This window comes from Pseudomonas sp. DWP3-1-2, from assembly GCF_049896285.1.
Taxonomy (GTDB): Bacteria; Pseudomonadota; Gammaproteobacteria; order Pseudomonadales; family Pseudomonadaceae; genus Aquipseudomonas.
On sequence record NZ_JAFCTZ010000001.1, the window covers coordinates 1079019 to 1101201 of the forward strand.

A 22183-nucleotide genomic window follows, 5' to 3' on the forward strand; every position below is an offset into this window, starting at 1 on the left:
CAAGTGTTTAGATATTGCTGGTCAGGCTCATCAGCGGCAGCATGATGGCGAGCATGATCACCGCCACCAACGCCGCCATGACCACCGTCAGGGTCGGCACCAGCGCCGCGAGCATACGGTCGATGCCGCGCTTGGCCTCCACGTCGAACACATCGGCAACCTTGAGCAGCATGCTGTCCAGCTCACCAGCCTGTTCACCGACCTCAATCATTTGCAGGGCCAGATCCGGCAGCAGCGGTTGGGACCCGAAGGCACTGGCCAGGGTTCCCCCACCCTTGACCGATTCGGCGGCTTGCGCCACTTGCGCCTGCAAGGCGCGGTTGGTGCAGACCTGTCGGGCAATCACCAGCGCTTGCAGCAAGGCCACGCCGTTATGCAGCAAGGTGCCAAGGGTGCGCGCCAGACGGGCCGCCTCAACCCGCTGCAATAACGGACCGATAATGCGGATACCCAGCAGGCGCCGATCCCGACGCTCGCGCCGCTGTGGATCGCGCAAGCGCACCGCCATGCCCCAAATCAACGCGATAAGCCCGATCAACACCATGAGTCCGTAGGCACTGAGAAACTGCCCCATGGCCAGGATCACTTCAGTAATCAGCGGGATCGGCACGCCCAGATCCTTGAAGATCGGCACGAACTGCGGCACCACATAGGCGAGCAGCAGCGCCAGCGAACCCAGCACGCCCACGACGAGAAAGGCCGGATAGATCAGCGCGTTGATGACTTCGCCGCGCAGCAACTGGCTACGTTCCAGATAGTCACTGAGCTGGCGCAGGGTGCTTTCCAGTGCACCCCCGGCTTCGCCTGCCCGGACCATGCTGATATATAAAGAAGAGAACTGAGTGCCCTCTTCTTCCAGCGCGGCGGACAACGGTTTACCGGCTTTGACCTGTTCACGAATGCGCTCGATCAGGGCGCGGGTCTGCGGCTGACCGGGTTGCCTCAGCAAAATGGTCAGGGAGCGTTCAAGGGGTTGACCCGCGCCCAGCAACGTCGCCAACTGCTGGGTGAAACTCACCAGCGCCGCGCCGTTCAATTGCCCTTGCCCGAACGCATTGCGCAGGCCGCCGATGCCTGCGGCTTCTATATGCAGCACCATCAGGCCGCGCTTTTGCAGTGCCGCCACGGCAGCGGCCTGATCCCTGGCATCAAGGTTGCCGTTTTGCGCAGCGCCCTGGCTGTCCAGGGCGCGGTATTTGAACAGGCTCAATGGCCTTCACCGCGCGTCACGCGCAGCACTTCTTCAAGTGACGTCACCCCGGCGACCGCCTGACGCAGGCCTTCTTCGTGCAGGGTGCGCAATCCGCCGCGACGGGCTGCCTGCTCAAGCGTGGAGGCATCGGCGTGGCGCATCAGCAGGCTGCGCAGTTCTTCATTCATGACCAGCAGTTCGGTAATCGCGCTCCGGCCACGATAACCACCACCGGGCGCGTCGGCACGGGGCCTGTAGAGCAGGATCGGGCGTTCATCGGTGAAGCGATCCAGCCCATGTTCGGCAATCAGTTCAGGCGGCGCTTCGAAGGCTTCACGCGTGGCCGGGTCCAGACGCCGGACCAGACGCTGGGCAAGAATACCGTTGACGGTGGAGGCAATCAGATAGCTTTCGACCCCCATGTCCAGCAATCGAGTGATACTCGCCGCTGCGCTGTTGGTGTGCAAAGTCGAGAGCACCAGGTGGCCGGTCAGGGACGATTGAATGGCGATGCGGCAGGTTTCCAGGTCGCGCATCTCACCGATCATGATCACGTCCGGGTCCTGACGCACGATGGAGCGCAGCGCACCCGCGAAGTCCAGGCCGATGGCCGGTTTGACCTGAATCTGGTTGATGCCTTCGAGCTGGTATTCCACCGGGTCTTCAACGGTGATGATCTTGCGCTCGGCGGTATTGAGCCGTGACAACGCGGTGTACAGCGTGGTGGTCTTGCCCGAACCGGTCGGCCCGGTGACCAATAGAATGCCGTGGGGACGTTCGAGCACTTCAAGGAATTCGTCCAGACGCTCGCCATCGAAACCCAGGCTCGGGAAATCAAAGTTGATGGTCTGCCGGTCCAGCAGACGCATCACGACCGACTCGCCAAAACTGGTGGGCACCGTGGACACCCGCAGGTCCAGTTCCTTGCCCTGAATGCGCAACATGATGCGACCGTCCTGGGGCAAGCGGCGTTCAGCGATGTCCAGCCGCGCCATGATCTTGACCCGGGAAATCACCGCGGCGGATGAACTCGACGGCGGCGCTTCAGCTTCATGCAGCACGCCGTCGATGCGATAGCGCACCTTGAGCTGGCTCTCGAAGGGTTCGATGTGGATGTCCGACGCCCGGTTCTCTACAGCGCGCTGCAGGATCAGGTTGACGAGGCGAATGACCGGTGCTTCGGAGGCCATGTCTTTAAGGTGCTCGATGTCTTCGAGTGCACCGCCCTCTTCGTCGAGGTTCTCGATCAGCGTGCCCATGGCTGAGCGGCCCTGGCCGTAATAACGCTCGATCAGGGTTTCCACTTCATTGCGCGGCCCGATGGACAACCACACCGGCACGCCGCAGGCATACGCCACGGCTTCGAACGGGTACAGCACGCTGGGATTGGCCGCCAACACCCGCAATCCGCCGTGGCTCCAGCCCACCGGCACCAGTTGATACTGGCGCATGAAGCGCTCGGTCAGGGTCGGCAACGGGTCGAGTATCGGCGGCGCAGAATCGGCCAGCAGTAGCGGCGCATCGAGCAACGCCGACCACGCCCGGGCCAATTCGAATTCGGACACCAATCCCAGACGCGTCAACAGCCCCAGCAACTCAGTGCCTTCGGACTCCTGGGCCAGACGGCGGGCGCGTTCCAGATCCACGGTCTTGAGACCGGCATTTTCCATCAACCAGGCGCAGACCTGCTCGGCATCGGGAATCAGCAATCGGGAGGCATCAACGGGGGTTAACGGCATGGGCAAGGACATCTGTGTCAATCGAAGCAGCAATGCTCACAGCGCTCCCCGGACGGGGAGCCCGTGATCAGAAATCTCTAACCGTTATCAGTTGGGAGCTTTCTGGGTGGATGCCTTGGCGCCCTGAGTGATGGTCGGACGACCACCCTTGGTGGTTTCGGTCTTCTGCTTCTTCACGGCCTTGGCATCGTGAGTCTGCGTCATGACCGTGGAGTCGGCAGCGCCGGATTTAGCGTCGGCGTCAGTTGCATCAGCGGCAATGGCGGACCCACACAGAGCAAAACCCAATACAACACTCGCCGTAATCAAGGGCAACTTCATAGACAATCTCCACATACAAATATAGGGAATACGCACGAACTCACCCCGAGAATAACCTGGGCAACTCCATACCACTAGCTGGAACTTCGACACGCGGTCATCGGCCTACATGACTGACAGGCCGGAAATTCTTAAACCAATTGACCGGTAGGTTTAGCAAGAGTTCACAATTGTAAGAAAAAAAGTCAAAACGCACACAAAACGAGCTTTTGTTTGACTTCCTGTGACAAGAATTGTCTTAATTGCACCGCCAGAGCCCTCTTCGCCACCATTATGTGATGGCATTTAGATGGCATACAAAAGAGCACATCAGACAATTATTACAATATTAAATCGTCGAAATTAATTGATTCTCGCAACGAACACCCAAGTTCGAAAGTTGCGAAACGGGTCAACTATTGCCTGTAAAAAAGTAAAACCATTCGCCAGGAATATCATTTCCCGGTCGTGAATTTGAATGAGCAGTTGTCGGAGATACACATGAACAAACGGAAAATGATCGGCGCCCAGTCGGCGTTGGCCCTGTTGGCGTTGGCGGTGTCGCAAGTGAATGCGGCAACCAGCCCTGCGCTGAACGAAGGCATGGTGACGCGGGCTGAAAAAGCCGCTGACAAGACCCTGGCCAAGATGACCATGGAAGAGAAACTCGCCTATATCGGCGGAACCGGCGGCTGGGACGTCAAGCCGTTGACCCAGTACGGCATTCCACAGATTCACGGTGCCGACGGTGGCGTCGGTGTGCGTTACACCAGCGAAGGCAACGATCAGGGCGTGGTTTACCCGTCCGGCCCGAACCTGGCGGCTACCTGGAACCCGCGTCGCGCCATCGACCTGGGCCGCGCCCTGGGCTACGACACCGCTTCGGGTGGCTACCAGTTCATCACCGGTCCTGGGGTCAACCTGTACCGCATGCCTTACAGCGGCCGAGCCTTCGAATACCTCTCCGGTGAAGACCCGTTCCTGGGGGCAAGCCTGGGTCCCGCAGTCATCAACGGCATTCAGTCCCGTGGTGTCTGGGCCAACGCCAAGCACTACGCGGCCAACGATCAGGAAAGCAATCGCTTCCACCTTGACGAGATCATCAGCGAGCGTGTGTTGCGTGAGATGACCCTGCCGGCCTTCGAGTCCGCTTCGAAGAACAGCAAAGTGGCGATGATGATGTGCGCGTTCCAGAAAGTGAACGGTGAATACGCCTGCGAAAACCAGCATTTGATGCGTGACATCCTCAAGACCGAGTGGGGCTACCCAGGCTTCGTCCAGAGCGATTACAACGCTGTCGTCAACGGGTTGAATGCCGCTCAGGCGGGCACTGACCTGGACATGATGGGCTATCAGATGAATAGCACCATCCTCAAGCCGTTCCTGGACAGCGGCGAGCTGAGCAGCGCCACCATCGATGACAAGGTCCGCCGCATTCTCAAGCAGATCTACCTGTACAAGTTCAACAGCAAGGCGCCGTTGACCACCCATAACATGAACAGCTCCACCAGCAATCGCGTCGCCCTGAACGCCGCGCGTGAAGGCATCGTGCTGCTGAAAAACCAGGACAGCCTGCTGCCGCTGGACGCCAAGAAAGTCAAAACCATTGCGGTGGTCGGCACGTTGGCCAAATACGCTCCGCCTACCGGTTTTGGTAGCGCCAACGTCATGGCCGCCAACTACGTCAGCGAGCTCAGCGGCGTGCAACAGATCGCCAAGGGCGCCAAGGTCGAGTTCATCGATGGCCTTTCTCTGGACCAGACCACGTCGAACTGGACCAGCACCGACACCGCAGGCAAGACCGTCAAGGGTCTGAAAGCCGAGTTCTTCAGCAACGCCAACTGGTCTGGCGATCCGTCGGTCAGCCGTACCGACGCCCATGTCAATCTCGACTGGTCCGACGGCACTCTGCCAAGCGCGAACGATGCCTACAGCACGGGCAACACGTCCACTGACTACACCGGCAATACCAGCGGCGCGATTACCGGCGACGACTCCAACACGTCCATCCGTTACAGCGGCCAGTTCACCCCGACCGTCAGTGGCGATCAGGTGTTCAAGGTACGTGCCGACGGTGCGATTCGCCTGTGGGTCAATGGCAAGAAAATCATCGATAACGGCGATGGCAAACCGCTGATCAATAACAGCATCCCGCCGACCATTCCAGAGTTTGCCAAGGTCAATCTGGAAGCCGGCAAAGCCTACGACATCAAGCTGGAATACTCCCGTCGCAAAGGTTACATCTCGACGATGGGCGGCCTGGTGGGCGTGCAAATGAGCTGGGCATCCCTGGTTGCACCGCAGGACCTGTCCAAGTACGACGCGGTATTGGTCGCCGTGGGCAACAGCAACGAATACGAAGGTGAAGGTTTCGACCATAGCTTTGATCTGCCGGAGTTCCAGAGCGAGCTCATCCAGAACATCGCCAAGGTCAACCCGAACACCGTCGTGACCATGCACGGCGGCACCGGGCTGAAAATGAGTGACTGGGTCGATCAGGTTCCGGCCGCGCTGCACGCGTTCTACCCTGGGCAGAACGGTGGTCAGGCCCTGGCCGAGATTCTGTTCGGCAAGGTCAACCCGTCCGGCAAACTGCCGATCAGCATTGAACGCAACATTGAAGACAACCCGATCTACGCGACTTTCCCGAAATTCGACAATGAGGAAACCCTCGCCGAGATGAGCTACAAGGACGATCTGTTCCTGGGCTATCGCGGTTACGAGAAGAAAGGCATCAAGCCGCTCTACCCGTTCGGCTACGGTCTGTCGTACACCACGTTCGGCTATAGCAATATCAGCGTCACCCCAGGTGTCGCCGTGGGCAATACGCCGATCAAGGTATCGTTCGACCTGACCAACACCGGCAAGGTGGGGGGTGCTGAAGTGGCCGAACTGTATGTCGGTCAGCAGAACCCGAAAGTCGAACGCGCGATCAAGGAACTCAAGGGCTACAAAAAAGTGTTCCTGAATCCGGGCGAAAGCAAGCGCGTCACCATCGAGCTCAACGACCGTTCGCTGGCTTACTACGACGTGAACAGCAAGCAGTGGGTCGTGGACGCGGACAGCTTCAACCTGTCGGTGGGCGCTTCGTCTCAGGACATTCGCCTGAATGCCAAGCTGGTCAACCCGTTCCGCCAGGAACTGTCGACCACCACCAGCAACCCGCTGCCCCGTTCGGCGTTGAACTCGACGTTGCGTGAACTGCCAGCGGTCAAGACCGGCGGCGTTCTGAACCAGAACAGCGACGAGATGGACACAACCGAAGACAATTGATCGGTTGAACCAGGGATAGATCAAGGCTCAGGGACGAGCTCTTATCGCTACTTCGACCCGTGCGATGTAGCTATCGAAACGCTCTACCAGATCGAGCTGGTCGGGAAAACGCAGCCACTGGATCTGCAAGCCGTCCATCATCGCCAGAATCTCCTGGATCAACCCCGCCAGATCCACATCGGCGCGCACCTCCCCCGCCTCTACAAGATCAGCAAACTGGCCGTGCATACGGCTGTAGATGCCCTGATACCGTTCCTGATACCAATGCCAGGCTGGCTGATTTTCCACCAGGCTTTCAGCATTCAGAATGGTAAAGGCGCGCACCACGCCGGGTGCCGTTGCGTTGGAACGATTGATCGCCCGCAGGCTGTTCAACAAACCGGACAAGGTTTTTTCGGCCCGGACTTCGTTGGCGATCTTCAGGTTGACCTCGTCGCGCCGCTGCAAAACGCCCATGAGCAGGGAGATCTTGCTGGGAAAATGGTGCAGCAAACCCGCCACCGATATGCCCACGATGGCGGCCACCTGGGCCATGGAAGCACCGGTGTAACCTTCCAGAGAAAACACCTGCAATGCGGCATCAAGCAGCTCTTCGCGGCGTTTTTCGCCTTTGGGCGCTCGGCGATGCCTGGGGGTAGCCGGTGGTTCCGCGACGGCTCCGGGCGGATTGGGCTGTGTCATTTCAAGCTCCTTCTCAAACAGCCGCGTACCCTAACCAGAAAGGCACATTCTCGCAATCAGAGACCCAAGGTATCGGCCCCAACACTCACTCAGCCAGGCTGGATGAGCCCTCGCCCAATGCACGTTGCATCAGCACGGAGTCAACCCAGCGGCCGTGCTTGAAACCCACCGCCTCAAACACCCCGACGTGCCGAAAACCCAGCCGCTCATGAAGACGGATCGACGCGACGTTTTCGCTGTTGCCGATCACGGCGATCATCTGCCGCCAGCCACCGCGCGCACAATGCTCGATGACTTCAGCCAGCAGCGCCTGACCAATGCCCTGCCCGCCCATGCCGTCGCTGATATAAATCGAGTCCTCCACCGTAAAGCGATACCCCGGACGCGGCCGATACGGCGTGGCATAGCCGTAACCCACGATGTTGCCGGCCAGTTCAGCCACCCGATACGGCAAATTCCCGGCCAACACGTCGGCGCGACGGCGGAGCATTTCTTCCAGGGACGGGGGTTGTAGCTCGAAGCTGGCGAGGCCGGTCAGCACGTGCTTCGCGTATATAGCCTGGACGGCCGGCATGTCGTCTTCGCGGGCTGGACGCAGGATCAGGTCTGGGTTCATGTTCAGGTCTCGTGGGCAATACCGGAAAATCCGGCAATGATGACGCTCGCCCATCGCTTAATAAAGCCTGGGCTCGACACGTCTGTCAGAGTTGATTGCCGCGCTGGCCGCGTGGAAGTAATCTGCGTTGATGATTTTTATAGGGAAACCCCATGCAGTTCCTGCCCTTGCTGGAAGCCTCGCCCTCGATAAAGGCCCAGGTGCGAGTCCTACGCAATCAGCCTGCAGTGCGCAGTTTCATGTACAGCGATCACGAAATCAGCGAATCCGAGCACGCCGCCTGGCTGCAAGCACTGGTCGACAACCCGCGCCAAACGGTATTCGTGGTCATGATGGGTGAACGCGCCTGCGGGGTCGTTGCGCTGAATGCGATCAACGTCGCCCATCGCAGCGCCGACTGGGCGTTTTATCTGGACAGCGCGCTGCAAGGCAAAGGCGTCGGCAGTCAAGTGGAGTTCTGGTTGCTGGACCATGCTTTCTCGGCAGCACAGCTTGAAAAACTTAACTGCGAAGTATTGGCGAGCAATAAAGCCGTGATCCGCCTGCACCAGAAATTCGGATTCAGTGTGGAAGGCGTGCGTCGCCAGAACGTCATCAAAAACGGCGAACGTATCGATGTGGTGCTGCTGGGTATTACACGAAGTGAATGGGCTGCACATCGACCAGCGATAGCGGCGGTAATAGACAGGTTGAATCGGTAAGCCTGATTCATCGCAGGAAAGCATTCATTCCCGAATGCGTGGGAACGACTAACGTGTGACCGTCGTCTGAACCATCGCCCTCCCGGATAGATCCGGCGCTTCAAGGGTAAAACATCCGGTCCGCCGCCGATTGAGGTCATGGCATCGCCGGTTGCGCAGTCCGACCACTAGTTGTACGATGACTGTCGACTTTTTCGCTTTATCTGCCGTTCCGGCTCCGTAAAACAGAGGCGAAGAACGGCTGGCAGATCTCTAGGGCAGGCAACACACCTGCCTAAACCCGCAAATAAGAACAGGAGACACAGATGCCTAATGTCCTCGGCCATAACTTCATCGCTGGCGCACGCAGCGCGCTCGGCGAGCCGCAACACAAAAGTCTCGACGCCACCACGGGCGAAGCGCTGCCATTCAGTTTCTATCAAGCCACCGACGCGGAAATCGACGCTGCCGCCCTGGCGGCGCAAAGCGCCTTTCCTGAATACCGTCAGTTGAGCCCTGCCCGTCGCGCAGAATTTCTCGAGGCTATCGCGGATGAGCTGGATCAGCTCGGCGATGACTTCGTTGCCATCGTTTGCCAGGAAACAGCCTTGCCTGCCGGGCGTATCCAGGGCGAACGCGGTCGCACCAGCGGCCAGATGCGTCTGTTCGCTAAAGTCCTGCGTCGTGGCGATTACCTCGGTGCGCGCATCGACCTCGCCCTGCCGGACCGCAAACCTCTGCCGCGTACCGACCTGCGTCAATACCGCATCGGCGTTGGCCCGGTTGCCGTGTTCGGTGCCAGCAATTTCCCACTGGCCTTCTCCACGGCTGGCGGCGATACCGCTGCCGCACTGGCCGCCGGTTGCCCGGTGGTGTTCAAAGCCCACAGCGGCCACATGGCGACTGCTGACCTGGTGGGTTGCGCAATCATTCGCGCTGCCGAGAAAACCCACATGCCTAAAGGCGTGTTCAACATGATTTTCGGCAGCGGCGTTGGCGAAGGGCTGGTCAAGCACCCGGCCATTCAGGCCGTGGGTTTCACCGGTTCCCTGAGCGGCGGCAATGCACTGTGCAAAATGGCTGCCGAGCGTCCTCAACCGATCCCGGTTTTCGCTGAGATGTCCAGCATCAATCCGGTGGTCCTGTTGCCGCAAGCGCTGTCGGCGCGCAGCGAAACCGTGGCCAAGGATCTGGCCGCTTCGGTGGTCATGGGCGCGGGTCAGTTCTGCACCAATCCGGGCGTGGTGATCGGCATTGGCTCCCCTGAGTTCAATGCGTTCCTTGAGCAGCTCAAAGAGCAAATGGGCGGCCAGCCTGCACAAACCATGCTCAATTCCGGCGGCCTGCGCAGCTACAGCAAAGGCGTCGAGCACTTGTTGTCGCACCCTGGCATTACTCACCTGGCCGGCAAGCCGCAGGAAGGCAAGCAGGCACAGGCGCAACTGTTCAAGGCGGACGTCAGCCTGCTGCTCAACGGCGACGAACTGTTGCAGGAAGAGGTGTTCGGCCCTACAACGCTGGTGATTGAAGTCGCTGACGATGCCGAGCTGAAAAGCGCGCTGCAAGCCCTGCGCGGCCAGCTCACCGCCACCCTGATCGGCGAACCGGCGGACCTTGAGAAGTACCAATGGCTGGTGCCGGTGCTGGAAGAGAAAGTCGGTCGTATCCTGGTCAATGGTTATCCGACTGGCGTTGAAGTCTGCGAAGCCATGGTCCACGGCGGTCCATACCCGGCGACGTCCGATGCCCGTGGCACGTCGGTTGGTACGCTGGCAATCGATCGCTTCCTTCGCCCGGTCTGCTATCAGAACTACCCGGATGCGCTGCTTCCGGCTGCGTTGCAAAATGCTAACCCGCTGGGCCTCAAGCGCCTGGTCAACAGCGAGTGGAGCGACCAGCCCATCGCTTGACAGCTGACGTCTGTCAGATAAACGGCGCGGCCTATAAGCCGCGCCGTTTTTTTATGCATGTCCATCCAGCCACTCACCACTAAACAAACGCCGCGTCCAAAAAGACTGAACTCGTGCAGTAAGACCGTCTCGAACCCTAGAGGCTGTATTCCACCGTCTACTACCGAGGGCAACGTCATGGACCTGAAAAAACTGACCCGTCACGTGAAAGCCGATGAGATTCAGGAAATACAACTGGTGACCGTGGAAGGCGGCTCTTACGTCATTCATGCCTTGATGCAGGGCGCTTCCCATCCTGTGCAGGACAGCCACGGCGACACCTTGCATGTCGCGTCGGTAGAAGAAGCGCGTAAGTATCTGGAGGGGGTACCGCAAGTGCCGCTGTTCCTGGTGCAACCGGCTGTTTACGACGAAATGGTCGGATTGGCTGACAACGATGCCGCCCCCAACCGTGAGCCGATTCCGTTTCGCTCAAGCCTGTGAGCGCTGCTTAATGTCCAATCCCACGCTGACACTGGCGATTTCATCGCGCAGCTCATCAATGAGCGTATGCACGTCATCGTGAGTCTTGAGGGTATCGACCGCGATCCCGGTCACGACCAGATCGACCCGGCCGCTAAGGCGGTCGAATACGCGAACGGTCAGAGAACTGTCCGAGCAAATGACGCATTCACATGCCATAGGCTCGAAACTGCTCTCGATCAGTTGGCGCACCTGCAACAGGTAAGTCATGAGCGTCCGCCTGTTCTGGTCAGGCATCTTGATATGTGCAATTTTTTTCCCTGCAAGGGTCCATTTAGGACAGTCAGGTTAGAAATAATCCGTCAAAAAAAATAGACGAATTTGCACCATCATGACTAGTGCATTCGCACCATGGACCCCCGCCTCTATTTGCGCTTGTCGGTCGTAAACAGAGCACGCTGACGCGCCCAGATAATGGCTTCCGACCGGCTGTGCAGGCCCAGTTTCGAGTACATGGTCGCCACGTGATTGCGCACCGTATTGGGCGCCAGGCTTAGTCGCGCGGCAATTTCCTTGTCCGCCAGGCCTTCGCATATCAGGCCCAGCACATCCTTTTCCCTGGCCGTCAGGTCGACAAGAGAGGTGCTGGGCAGCTCCGGCCGTTTGACACTCCTGGCGTTGGCAAGTTTGTCGATGAGCGTACGGGTGAACCAAGAGGCATCCTGCATGACCTCTTCAAGCGCGCCCACCAACTCGGCCTCCGAGCGTTTACGCTCGGTGATGTCCATCAACACCAGCAGATAACAGGTGGCACCCTGAATGCTGACGGTGTCTGCCGAGGCGACGCAGTCGATGATATCGCCGTCTTTCCTGGAGACTTTCAGGTCCATCCCCTCGATGCGGCCGGATTTTTCCAGCGCCTCGAAAAGCTGGTCGCAGGTTTTCCTGCCTTCGAGAAAATCGATCTCTTTGAGGGAACGGCCCGTGACCTCCTCCGCACTGAAACCGGTGGTATTGAGGAACGCCTCATTGACTTCCACCACGTGTCTAAGGTCAGCGCTGCACACCAGTGTCGGCACCGGGGTCAGGCGAAACGCCTTGGCGAAGCGTTCCTCACTCTGTCGCAAGGCAGCTTCAATCTTGCGCCGCGGCTCCAGGTCCATGAAGGAAAACAACATGCAGTCTTCCTCGTTGATATCCAGCGGCTGACCGGCAACGATAACCAGTTTGTTACTGCCATCCGGCAGCCCGAGGTCTGCTTGCATCTGGGGAATAGTCAGGCCGTCATTGAGCCGCTGGACCGCCAGATCCTTGCGCTCGGCGTTCTCCAGCACGTCGACTTCGTAGACTGACCGGCCGATCACCTGCTCGCGGCTGTAGCCTGTCATCTCCAGAAAACCCGTGTTGACCTTGATGTAACGCAGATCACTGAGGCGGCAAATGACCGCAGGCGCCGGGTTGGCATTGAAGGTCCGTTCGAAGCGCTGTTCCGCACTGGCCCATTCAGTGGCATCGGTCATGATCAAGACCAGCAACTCAGGCTCGCCGGTGCCGCCCTTGAGCGTCATGCTGCGTACGCGGTGTACCCAGTGTTTGTCTTCATCATCCATGGGCCTTACCTCGACCACCATGTCACTGAACGTCTCCCCCGCCGCGACCCGGTTGATGGGGTATTGCTTTTTCGTCAGCGCATGGCCATTGCGATAGCGCAAGGCAAAACGCGACGCGTACTCGCCGGAGTCAGCCCCCAGTTCCTCGACCTTGTCCACGCCATGCATGGCCAGGGCAGCGTCATTGGCCCAGATGATCGTCTTGTCCATCTCGACCAACAGCACCCCATCGGACAGCCCGGAAATGATTGCCTGCAATTGGCGCCGATCGGTTTCGCTTTCAAGAACAGCCTGACTCATTGCTTCTCCTTAAGGGGTCATTTCGCGGGGCTTACAGGGCGGCCAAGTCATTCAACGGTGTTGTTCAGCCTGGCGTTTGGACCTTGATGACGCGCCACGAATTCCACTGCACTGCAGCGACCGGCGCAAAAAAATGCAGGCCCGTTGCCGGGCCGATGCCCACTGCACCTTTGACTCAACGCTGGCGCGAAGAAAATCCGTCCGCGGGCGGAACACTTCCAGAACCGTGGAGGTCAAACCTCGCGGGCGGAACAACGCAGCCATGCATCGGTTTGCCGGGACATCGGAATGACTCGTCCGGCGCGACAGTTGTCGGCGCAGGGCGCTTTTATCGGAGGCGTTACGTGGACGCTGCGGGATTACGTCGCAATAACCTGTCGCTGGACGGGCTGAACTTCTTCCTGGCTGATGTGCGTGACGGACTCGGGCCTTATCTGGCCATCTATCTGCTGGCCGTGCATCACTGGGACCCGGCCAGCATTGGCGTGGTCATGACCGTGGCCGCCATCGCCGGGCTTATCACCCAGGCACCCGCCGGGGCATGGATTGACCGCACGCGGAGCAAACGTGCGGTGGTGGCTGTTGCCGCCTTATTGGTGACCCTCAGTTGCATCGTACTGCCCTGGACGTCGTCATTTACGTTCGTGGCCTTGACCCAGGCCATCAGCGGTGTTGCCGCCTCGGTATTTGCACCGGCCATTGCCGCTATTTCCCTGGGCATCACCGGGCCCAGGGCCTTCACTCGCCGTACCGGACGTAACGAAACCTTCAACCATGCAGGCAACGCCTGCGCGGCGCTTCTGGCCGGTGGTTTCTCCTGGCTGTTCGGCCCGGTGGCGGTGTTTTACCTGATGGGCGCCATGGCGCTGGGGAGTGTGATTGCGGTCAGTTGCGTGTCCGCCAAGGCCATTGATCATGACGTGGCCCGGGGTCTGGAGGCCGACCACGATCACCACGTCGCTCAACCTTCCGGGCTCAGCGTGGTACTGCACAACAAGACACTGCTGCTGTTCGCCATCTGCTGTGCGCTTTTTCACCTGGCGAACGCAGCGATGCTGCCTCTGGTCAGCCAGAAGCTCGCACAGGTCAACCTGCACATGGCAACGCCGCTGACATCCGCGTGCATCGTGGCGGCGCAACTGGTGATGGTGCCCATGGCGCTGCTGGTCGGTGCCAAGGCAGATGCATGGGGGCGCAAGCCTTTGTTGCTGGCCGGATTTCTGATTCTGCCGATCCGTGGCGTGTTGTACGTGTTGTCCAACGATCCCTACTGGCTGGTGGCGGTGCAGTTGCTCGACGGCATAGGCGCCGGTCTGTTCGGTGCCTTGTTCCCGTTGGTGGTCAAGGACCTGACTCAAGGCACCGGACGCTTCAATGTGAGCCTCGGCGCACTTTCCATGATCTTCGGCCTGGGCGCGGCACTGAGCAACAGCCTGGCCGGATTCGTGGTGCAGGCGGCGGGCTACAGCACCGCCTTCCTGACGCTTGCGGGAATTGCAGCGGTGGCGTTCATCCTGCTGCTGACGATGCCGGAAACGCTGAAAACCCATGACAACGAAACCCGTAAACCTTTAAATGCTGCACTGGCTGAAACCTGAAATCACCCTGAACGTCTTGTCTGCCGTCTTTATCTTCGAGTAGTTCAATGCCTGCATTCGACCCGTCAACGGCCATCTGGATCGTGGCCGCCCTGGCCACCTGTGGCGTCATCTTTCGTCCATGGCACGTCCCGGAATTTGTCTGGGCCCTGAGCGGTGCTGTTCTGCTGACAGTGACCGGGCTTATTCCGCTGCACACCGCCTGGCACGCCGTCGGCGAAGGGCTGGATGTCTACCTGTTCCTGATCGGCATGATGGTCCTGGCCGAACTTGCCCGCCAACAAGGCCTTTTCGACTGGCTCGCCATGTACGCGGCACAACATGCCCGTGGTTCGGGACAGCGGCTGTTCGATCTGGTGTTTCTGGTGGGCACTTTGGTCACGGTGTTTCTGTCCAACGACGCCACGGCGGTGGTCTTGACGCCCGCGGTATACGCAGCGGCCAAGGCAGCCAGGGCCGAGCCACTGCCCTACCTGTTCGTGTGCGCGTTCATCGCCAACGCAGCCAGTTTCGTGCTGCCCATCTCCAACCCGGCCAATCTGGTGATCTTCGGCAGCCACATGCCGCCCTTGCTGACCTGGCTCTGGCATTTCACCTTGCCATCGATTGCCGCCATCGGCCTGACGTATCTGGTGCTGCGCTTCACTCAGCGCGCCCATCTGCGCAAGCCGCTGGAAACCGCCGTGACCCTGCAACCGTTTTCCACCGGCGCCCGCCTCACCGCGTTCGGCCTCGTGTTGACGGGCATCGTGCTGCTGAGTGCGTCGGCGCTCGGGGTGCCGCTCGGGTTGCCGACGTTCTGTGCGGGGCTGGCCACGGCCGGTCTGATTCACCTGCGCCAACGATTAAGCCCACTGCCGGTGCTCAAAGGTGTGTCGTGGGGGGTGTTGCCACTGGTGGCGGGGTTATTCGTGCTCGTGGAGGGCCTTGCGCAAACCGGTGTCATCAATCATCTGGCCCATGCGCTGCAAGCCCTGGCGGAACGTTCAAGCACCCAGGCCACGTGGGGCGCGGGCGTTACAGTGGCCATCGCCAGCAATCTGATCAACAACCTGCCAGCCGGTTTGATTGCAGGCTCGGTCGGGCCTATCGCGCACCTGCCCACGGAAATCACCAGCGCCCTGGTGATCGGGGTCGACCTGGGCCCCAACCTGTCGATCACCGGTTCGCTGGCCACGTTGCTGTGGCTGATTGCGGTGCGCCGCGAAGGTGAAAACGTCACCGCCCTCGGTTTTCTCCGGCTGGGCATTCTGGTCATGCCCCCGGCGTTGATGGGCGCGCTGGCGGCGCTGTCCCTGACAACCGGGGGGTAAATAGCAACGGCTTGCAGACGACAACAACCGCGCCGGGGCCGGGGCGCTACAACGGATCGAGCGACTCTACGCCGAGCTCGTCCCAGACCTCTTCGGCCAGATGGAACGTGGCGTTGGCAGCGGGAATGCCGCAATAGATCGCACTCTGCATCAACACTTCCTTGATCTCGTCCCGGGTCACGCCGTTGTTTTTCGCAGCCTTCAGGTGCAGACGCAACTCGCCCTCGCGATTCATGCCAATCAACATGGCGATGGTCACCAGACTACGGGTATGACGCGGCAGGCCTGGACGGGTCCAGATGTCGCCCCAGGCATGCCGGGTGATCATTTCCTGAAACTCTTCATTGAAGGGCGTGAGTTTTTTCAGGCTGTTATCGACATGGCTATCGCCCAACACAGCGCGGCGCACCTGCATGCCCGCTTCGTAACGTTGTTTCTCGTCCATCATCGACTCCACTCTCAGGCTTGCAGAAAGGCCAGCACACGATCGCTGAACGCGGCACCCGCCTCGACACTGGACAGGTGAGCCGCCTGGAATTCGGCGTATTGAGCACCGGCAATGTGCTCCACCAGATAGCGCCCGTCTGCAGGTGTCGTGACGGCATCCTGAACCCCGCATACCACCAGAGTCGGCAGCGAAACAGCGCCCAGCAACGACCTGAAGTCCGCGTCCCGCACGGCGGCGCAATTGGCCGCGTAGCCTTGGGGCGAGGTCTGCGCAAGCATGCTCACCACGGCCTCGACCTGTTGGGGCCGGGCCTGAACAAAGGCGGGGGTGAACCAGCGCGCAATGGAGGCTTCCCGAAGCGCCTGCATCGCCGCAGGTCCGTCACGCAATACCGTTTCAATGCGCGGGTTCCAGACATCCGGGGTGCCTATTTTTGCAGCGGTGTTGCACAGCACCACTCGGGTGAATCGTTCAGGTGCATTAATGGCCAGCCATTGCCCGATCAAGCCGCCCATGGATAAGCCGCAAAAGCAGACCTGTTTCAGGCCCAGCTCATCCAGCATCGCCACGACGTCGCGACCGTTCTGCTCAATGGAGTAAGGGCCTTGCGTCACCAGTGACTGACCATGGCCACGGGTGTCGTAACGCAAGACCTGAAAATACCCGATGAACGCCGGAATTTGCGCGTCCCACATGTGCAGATCGGTGCCCAGTGAGTTGGACAGCACCAATACCGGCGCACCTTGCGGACCGTCCAGCTGGTAATGCAGATCGCCGTCGGCGAGGTGAATGAAAGGCATAACTGACTCCTGACTGGTTTAGCTGAAAGGTGGCGGCGGCCGTACTTGCCCGACGCAACTCACCGGCCAATAAACTGCTCATGCTCGGCCACCGCCCGGGCGACCCAAAGACGGGCCTGGCCCAGATAGTTGGCAGGGTCGAGCAACTGGTCCAGCTCATTAGCTGACAATTGGGCGCTGACTTGGGGATGCTGCCCCAGGACCTCACGCAAATGAGCGCCCTGCTGCACCGCGCTGCGGCAGCATTGTTCGATCAGGTGATGGGCGGCGTCGCGCCCCAGGCGTTTGGCAAGGGCGATACTGACGGCTTCGGCAAGCACCAGCCCCTTGGTGGAATCGAGGTTTTCCAGCATCCGTGCCGCATCCACCTCCAGCTCTGGGATGACCTGCAACGCCTGCTGCAATGAGCCTGAAACCAGGCAGCACAGTTGCGGCAGCGTTTCCCATTCGGCATGCCACAGCCCGAGGCTGCGTTCATGCTCCTGGGCCATGGCGGCAAACATCGTTGCAACCAGCCCCGGCGCACGCACCGAGGCGCTGATCATGACCGCTGCGCCTACTGGATTGCGTTTGTGAGGCATGGTCGAGGACCCGCCCTTGCCCGCCGCTGCCGGCTCGAACAGTTCGCCCACTTCGGTTTGCATCAGCAGGCTGATGTCGCGGCCCACCTTGCCCAGGCTGCCAGCGATCAACCCCAGGAGACTGGCAAACTCCACCAGCCGGTCCCGCTGCGTATGCCAGGGTTGCTCGGGAAGGGTCAGGTTCAGCTCTCGCGCCAGGGCCTCGGCCACGGCGAAACCCTGCTCGCCCAACGCCGCGAGTGTGCCGGACGCGCCGCCAAACTGCAGGCTCAACAGACGCGGTTTGAGTTCCATCAGCCGCTGACGATGGCGAGTCAAGGCACCCAGCCAACCGGCGATCTTCATGCCCAGCGTCACGGGTGTTGCCTGTTGAAGCCAGGTACGCCCGGCCAGTGGCGTTTCTGCATGGCGCTGTGCCTGTTGCGCCAGGGCGTCCGCGAGGCATTCGAGATCCACTTCCAGCAAACCGACCGCTTGCCGCACTTGCAGGATCAGGCCGGTGTCCATGACGTCCTGACTGGTGGCCCCCATGTGCACGTAGCGTTCAGCATCAGGATTGCGCGCCGCAATTTTTTTACCCAGCGCCTTGACCAACGGAATAGCCGAATTGCCCGCATTGCCCACGGCAATCGCCAGCTCGTTGAAGTCGAACAGCCCGGCGTGGCACGCAGCCTCGATGTCCGGGACCACCTCAGCGGGGATCAGCCCGACGCTGGCCTCAGCCCGGGCCAGTGCGCCCTCGAAGTCGAGCATGCCCTGAACCCGGGCAGGGTCGCAGAAGACCTCGCCCATGGCCGGCTTCGTGAAGTACAGGTCGAAAAGCTGGTTCACAATCTGTGTTCCTTATATCAAGTGGCGTCCGAGTGACTGACCCAGCCTTTGATCAAAACCGCAATCGCTGCAAGGGCCGCAGGCACCACCAGCGCGGTCAGCACCTGCTCGAAATTCCAGCCCAGACCCAGCAACGTGGCCCCGGCCCAGGCACCGAGAATTGCACCAAACCGGCCGATGCCCAGCATCCAGGACACGCCGGTGGCACGCCCTTGCGTGGGATAAAAGCGCGCGGCCAGTGAAGGCATCGCGGATTGCGCGCCGTTGATGCACATGCCCGCCAACAACACCAGCGTCGCCAGGACCGCGACATTCCCCAGACTCTGACCCACCAACCACGCGAATATCCCGGCGAGGAAATAAGCGACGCCAATCACCTTGTGCGGGTTGAACCTGTCCATCGCCCAGCCCACGCCAACAGCGCTCAACACACCGCCGAACTGAAACAGCGCGCCGATGAAAGCGGACTGTTCCATGCTCGCGCCGCTGTCGCGCATCAAGGTCGGTAGCCAACTGGTCAGCAGGTAGACAATCACCAACCCCATGAAATAGGTCAACCACAGCAGCAAGGTGCCCGCGCTGTAAGTACCGGAAAACACCACTTTCAACACATTGCGGCTACCCACGGTTTTCTGTTCGGGAACACTGAAGTTCCGGGCACCGGCGACTTCAAGCGGGGAGATCGGCGCCAGCACTTTGCGGATGCGTTCCACGCCACGATTGCGCACCACCAGAAAACGCGCCGACTCCGGCAACCAGAACACCAGCACCACGGCCAGCAGCAACGGCAGAATCCCGCCCAGCATCAACAGGCTGTGCCAACCCATCGCCGGGATCAGCTTGGCCGACACAAAGCCACCGCACGCCATGCCCAGATTAAAGCCGCAGAACATGCTGGTCACCAGCAGCGATTTGAGACGTTCCGGGGTGTATTCCGAGAGCAGGGTCGTGGCGTTGGGCATGGCTGCGCCCAGCCCGACACCGGTCAAAAGACGCAGGATCAGCAGTTGATCAATGTTGCTGCTGAAGGCCGACAACAGGCTGAAGACACCGAAGACAAACACTGCCACTACCAGCACGACCTTGCGGCCGAAGCGATCAGCCAACGGACCCGAACCCAGTGCGCCAAAGACCATGCCGATCAGCGCGGCACTCATTACCGGCCCCAGACTGGCACGGTCGATTCCCCAGTCCACACTCAAGGCCGGGGCAATGAAGCCCATGGCGGCGGTGTCCAGGCCATCCAGAAAAACAATCAGAAAACACAGCGCCACCACTCGCCACTGGTAGCGGGACAAGGGGTTGGCATTGATGAAGGCCTGCACGTCGAGCGTGCCGGCCTCGGGGAAGCGAGCCGAAAGCGTCATGGGTATTCCTTTTCTTATTATTGGGGTCGTCCGCTGCAGCAGACGCCCTGTATCGCACGCAGGTTCTATAACGTTAAAGCCGGATCAAAAATCAAAGAAAACAGTTTCTCCCTCGCCCTGGACACGGATATCAAAACGGTAGGCCAGCTTGCCCTCGAAACTGCACCGCCGGGCAATCAAGGTTTCCCGACGCGGCGGTTGTTCGATCAGGTTCAATACCGGGTCCACGGCGTTGGCCTGGGCTTCATCATCGAAGTACAGCCGCGTATGCAGGTGGATGTTAATCCCTCGGGCAAACAACGACACGTTGATGTGCGCAGCCATGGGCGTGCCTGCGGCATTGAGCACGGTGCCAGGCTTGACGGTGTTCACCCGCCACTGACCGTCTTCACCGGTGGCGGTGCGACCGAAACCATTGAACGGTTTTTGCGGGTCATAGACGCCGTCATAAACGCCTTCGTGATCGGCCTGCCAGAACTCCAGAAATGCATCGCGAATCAAATGACCATTGCCGTCATAGACGTTGCCCAGCAAGACAATGTGTTCGCCCGGCGCACCGGCCATCGCCATTTCATGGGCGATTTCCAGGTCCCGGGGCGGGTTACCGGCCGCTTCCAGCGCCAGGCCGATATGCACGTAAGGGCCTGCGGTTTGCGAAGGGGTTTCAGGCAAAAGTTGAACGGGCATGCTCGTGCCTCCTTAGCGGTTTTCGAAGTGCGTGCTGCGCTGGCCGCGCAGGACGATGTCAAAGCGGTAAGCCAGACAATCCATGGGATTGGCCATGCCCATATCCAGTCGGGCGATCAGGCTTTGCACGGCGTCAGGGTTGGCGATGGATTTGACGATGGGGCACAGCGGGATCAGCGGATCGCCCTCGAAATACAGCTGGGTGATCAACCGGGTCGCAATCGACGGGCCACTGACGGACACGTGAATATGCGCCGGCCGCCAATCATTGGGGCCATTGCGCCATGGATAGGGACCGGGTTTGACGGTCCGAAAACTGTAGTTGCCATCCCGATCGGTCAGGGCTCGACCCACACCGCCGAAGTTGGGATCCAGAGGCGCCAGGTAGGTGTCGCGTTTGTGGCGATAACGTCCGCCCGCGTTGGCCTGCCAGATTTCCACCAGCGTGTGGGGCACAGGTTTGCCGTATTGATCACAGACCCGACCGGCAACGATGATGCGTTCGCCAATCGGCAGGCCACCACGGTTGAAGTTCAGCAGCAGATCATTGTCATGCTCGCCAAAGTTCAAATGGGAGAAGTCAGGGCCCGTGGCCTCGGAAACGGACTGCGGAATGCTCACCAACGCTTGCTTCGGGGAGCGCAGGATCGACGTCTTGTAATCAGGGGTCAGGGCTTTGGGGTGCCAGTTTCGGTCACGAATGACGAAGCGGCTGTCCGTATCAGACATGCGGATCTCCTTGGTTTTTATGAGGAGTATTCAATGGCGACCGCTCGGGACGATGCACCAGGCTGTGCCGCAGTCTGCCCCGCCATGATCCAAACCTGAAATGAATAAAATAACGCGATCCATAACCAAATGGTTATGGATGCTGTCCGTAGGCGCCGCCCACGTCGCGCAGGACATCCACGCACCACTGGGCCGCCCGCGACAGCGGCAACGCGGGATTGCTGCAAATGCCGACAGAGCCGCCGGGCTCGCGAATGCCCAGTTCCAGCAGGCTCAACTCGCCGCTGTCCAGGTCTTGCTGAACGGCGTCAAAGGGCGCGATCCAGATCGCATCGCTGCATTGCACATAGCGCCGACTCAGGGTCAGCGACAAGGTTTCCAGCCGCTGACGCGGAGGGTTGATGCCGTATTGCACGAACAGGCTGTCAGCAAACTTGCGAATGGTGGTTCCCGCCAACGGCAGGACCATGGGGAAATCTTCCAGCCTCTCGCGCTTGAGCACGCCTTGCAGCAACGGATGATCCCGACGGACCACCAGGGTCATGGATTCGCTGTACAAGTGCTCGAAGGTCAGGCCATGAATCAACGGGCTGTCGGTCATGCGTCCGACCACCAGGTCCAGTTCCCCCACTCGCAACTGGGACAGCAGATAGGCGCTGGGACCGGTCATGACACTGACGATCAACGCCGGATGCCGTTCGTGCAACCGACGCACCACCTCCGGCACCAGCAGGCTTTCCACCGTCGACAGCACACCCAGGCGCGCGGTGACCGGTTCGTGCTCGCCGGAACGCAGGCTGTTCACCCCCTCGCGCAAGGACTGCACGCTGGGCCCGGCAAAACGCAGAAACGCCACCCCTGCCTCGGTCAACACCGTGCCGCTCTTGCTGCGCAGGAACAACTGCGTGGCCAGCAGGGTTTCCAGCTCCTTGAGGCTCTTTGACAACGCGGGCTGACTGATCGCCAGTTGATCCGCCGCGCGGGCCAGGCTGCCTTGCCGGGCCACTTCGAGAAAGCACACCAGATGGCGAAACTTGATTCGGGTATCGATATTCAACGCAGTGTT

The 22183-nt window shown here is 60.1% G+C and carries 20 protein-coding genes; 6 read left to right on the forward strand and 14 right to left on the reverse strand.

The features are described 5' to 3' along the window. Positions 1-7: 7 nt before the first annotated feature. The 3 genes from gspF to ACP7B0_RS05080 all read right to left on the reverse strand — a co-directional run bounded on the left by gspF (position 8) and on the right by ACP7B0_RS05080 (position 3252). Positions 8-1210 carry a type II secretion system inner membrane protein GspF gene (gene gspF, locus ACP7B0_RS05070; protein ID WP_426139856.1) on the reverse strand — a complete coding sequence of 401 codons (1203 nt, stop codon included), beginning with the start codon at positions 1208-1210 and terminating at the stop codon, positions 8-10. After that, positions 1207-2931, reverse strand: coding sequence for a type II secretion system ATPase GspE (gspE, locus tag ACP7B0_RS05075; protein ID WP_426139858.1), 1725 nt, complete (start codon positions 2929-2931; stop codon positions 1207-1209). Before gspE ends, gspF begins: the two co-directional genes overlap by 4 nt. An 87-nt stretch (positions 2932-3018) precedes the next feature. Beyond that, positions 3019-3252, reverse strand: a complete 234-nt coding sequence (locus ACP7B0_RS05080; protein ID WP_426139860.1) for a hypothetical protein — start codon at positions 3250-3252, stop codon at positions 3019-3021. 480 nt (positions 3253-3732) lie between these two features. On the opposite strand from ACP7B0_RS05080, the gene ACP7B0_RS05085 reads away from it, so the two are divergent. Further along, positions 3733-6504, forward strand: a complete 2772-nt coding sequence (locus ACP7B0_RS05085; RefSeq protein WP_426139862.1) for a glycoside hydrolase family 3 protein — start codon at positions 3733-3735, stop codon at positions 6502-6504. Positions 6505-6531: 27 nt separating this feature from the next. Here the strand turns inward: ACP7B0_RS05085 and ACP7B0_RS05090 are convergent, their stop codons facing one another. Both ACP7B0_RS05090 and ACP7B0_RS05095 read right to left on the reverse strand, forming a co-directional pair. Continuing rightward, the gene (locus tag ACP7B0_RS05090) at positions 6532-7185 is read right to left on the reverse strand and encodes a TetR/AcrR family transcriptional regulator (RefSeq protein WP_426139864.1); all 654 of its coding nucleotides are present in this window, start codon (positions 7183-7185) and stop codon (positions 6532-6534) included. An 85-nt stretch (positions 7186-7270) separates the two neighbouring features. After that, positions 7271-7801: a GNAT family N-acetyltransferase gene (locus tag ACP7B0_RS05095; RefSeq protein ID WP_426139865.1), complete on the reverse strand. Its 531-nt coding sequence runs from the start codon at positions 7799-7801 to the stop codon at positions 7271-7273. A 152-nt stretch (positions 7802-7953) separates the two neighbouring features. Here ACP7B0_RS05095 and pseH point away from each other — a divergent pair, with 152 nt between their 5' ends. From pseH to ACP7B0_RS05110, 3 genes are all read left to right on the forward strand, one after another. After that, positions 7954-8502 carry a UDP-4-amino-4,6-dideoxy-N-acetyl-beta-L-altrosamine N-acetyltransferase gene (pseH, locus tag ACP7B0_RS05100; protein ID WP_426139866.1) on the forward strand — a complete coding sequence of 183 codons (549 nt, stop codon included), beginning with the start codon at positions 7954-7956 and terminating at the stop codon, positions 8500-8502. A gap of 305 nt (positions 8503-8807) precedes the next feature. Further along, entirely contained in the window at positions 8808-10391 is a 1584-nt protein-coding gene (locus tag ACP7B0_RS05105) for an aldehyde dehydrogenase (NADP(+)) (RefSeq protein ID WP_426139867.1), read from the forward strand. 177 nt (positions 10392-10568) lie between these two features. Then, positions 10569-10874 (forward strand): DUF6482 family protein, encoded by a 306-nt coding sequence (locus tag ACP7B0_RS05110; RefSeq protein WP_426139868.1) that lies wholly within the window; start codon positions 10569-10571, stop codon positions 10872-10874. Here the strand turns inward: ACP7B0_RS05110 and ACP7B0_RS05115 are convergent. After that, positions 10863-11123: a DUF1652 domain-containing protein gene (locus ACP7B0_RS05115; RefSeq protein WP_426139871.1), complete on the reverse strand. Its 261-nt coding sequence runs from the start codon at positions 11121-11123 to the stop codon at positions 10863-10865. The two genes, ACP7B0_RS05110 and ACP7B0_RS05115, sit on opposite strands and share 12 nt — an antisense overlap. 155 nt (positions 11124-11278) lie before the next feature. Beyond that, positions 11279-12763 (reverse strand): PAS domain S-box protein, encoded by a 1485-nt coding sequence (locus ACP7B0_RS05120; RefSeq protein WP_426139872.1) that lies wholly within the window; start codon positions 12761-12763, stop codon positions 11279-11281. A 344-nt stretch (positions 12764-13107) separates the two neighbouring features. On the opposite strand from ACP7B0_RS05120, the gene ACP7B0_RS05125 reads away from it, so the two are divergent. After that, the gene (locus ACP7B0_RS05125; protein WP_426139874.1) at positions 13108-14361 is read left to right on the forward strand and encodes an MFS transporter; all 1254 of its coding nucleotides are present in this window, start codon (positions 13108-13110) and stop codon (positions 14359-14361) included. 47 nt (positions 14362-14408) lie between these two features. Next, complete coding sequence (locus ACP7B0_RS05130) at positions 14409-15674, forward strand: arsenic transporter (RefSeq protein ID WP_426139876.1); 1266 nt, start codon at positions 14409-14411, stop codon at positions 15672-15674. 46 nt (positions 15675-15720) lie between these two features. On the opposite strand, the gene pcaC is transcribed toward ACP7B0_RS05130, so the two are convergent. The 7 genes from pcaC to pcaQ all read right to left on the reverse strand — a co-directional run bounded on the left by pcaC (position 15721) and on the right by pcaQ (position 22174). Beyond that, positions 15721-16119 carry a 4-carboxymuconolactone decarboxylase gene (gene pcaC, locus ACP7B0_RS05135; protein WP_426139877.1) on the reverse strand — a complete coding sequence of 133 codons (399 nt, stop codon included), beginning with the start codon at positions 16117-16119 and terminating at the stop codon, positions 15721-15723. A 14-nt stretch (positions 16120-16133) separates the two neighbouring features. Further along, positions 16134-16922, reverse strand: coding sequence for a 3-oxoadipate enol-lactonase (gene pcaD / locus ACP7B0_RS05140; protein ID WP_426139878.1), 789 nt, complete (start codon positions 16920-16922; stop codon positions 16134-16136). A gap of 59 nt (positions 16923-16981) precedes the next feature. Next, a complete protein-coding gene (locus ACP7B0_RS05145; protein WP_426139880.1) occupies positions 16982-18334 on the reverse strand; it encodes a 3-carboxy-cis,cis-muconate cycloisomerase in 1353 nt (450 codons plus the stop codon). Between the two features lie 17 nt (positions 18335-18351). Continuing rightward, positions 18352-19701 (reverse strand): MFS transporter, encoded by a 1350-nt coding sequence (locus tag ACP7B0_RS05150; RefSeq protein WP_426139882.1) that lies wholly within the window; start codon positions 19699-19701, stop codon positions 18352-18354. An 84-nt stretch (positions 19702-19785) separates the two neighbouring features. Beyond that, a complete protein-coding gene (pcaG, locus tag ACP7B0_RS05155) occupies positions 19786-20388 on the reverse strand; it encodes a protocatechuate 3,4-dioxygenase subunit alpha (protein WP_426139883.1) in 603 nt (200 codons plus the stop codon). A gap of 12 nt (positions 20389-20400) precedes the next feature. Next, positions 20401-21117, reverse strand: coding sequence for a protocatechuate 3,4-dioxygenase subunit beta (pcaH, locus tag ACP7B0_RS05160; RefSeq protein ID WP_426139884.1), 717 nt, complete (start codon positions 21115-21117; stop codon positions 20401-20403). Positions 21118-21250: 133 nt separating this feature from the next. After that, the gene (pcaQ, locus tag ACP7B0_RS05165; protein WP_426139885.1) at positions 21251-22174 is read right to left on the reverse strand and encodes a pca operon transcription factor PcaQ; all 924 of its coding nucleotides are present in this window, start codon (positions 22172-22174) and stop codon (positions 21251-21253) included. Positions 22175-22183: the final 9 nt, after the last annotated feature.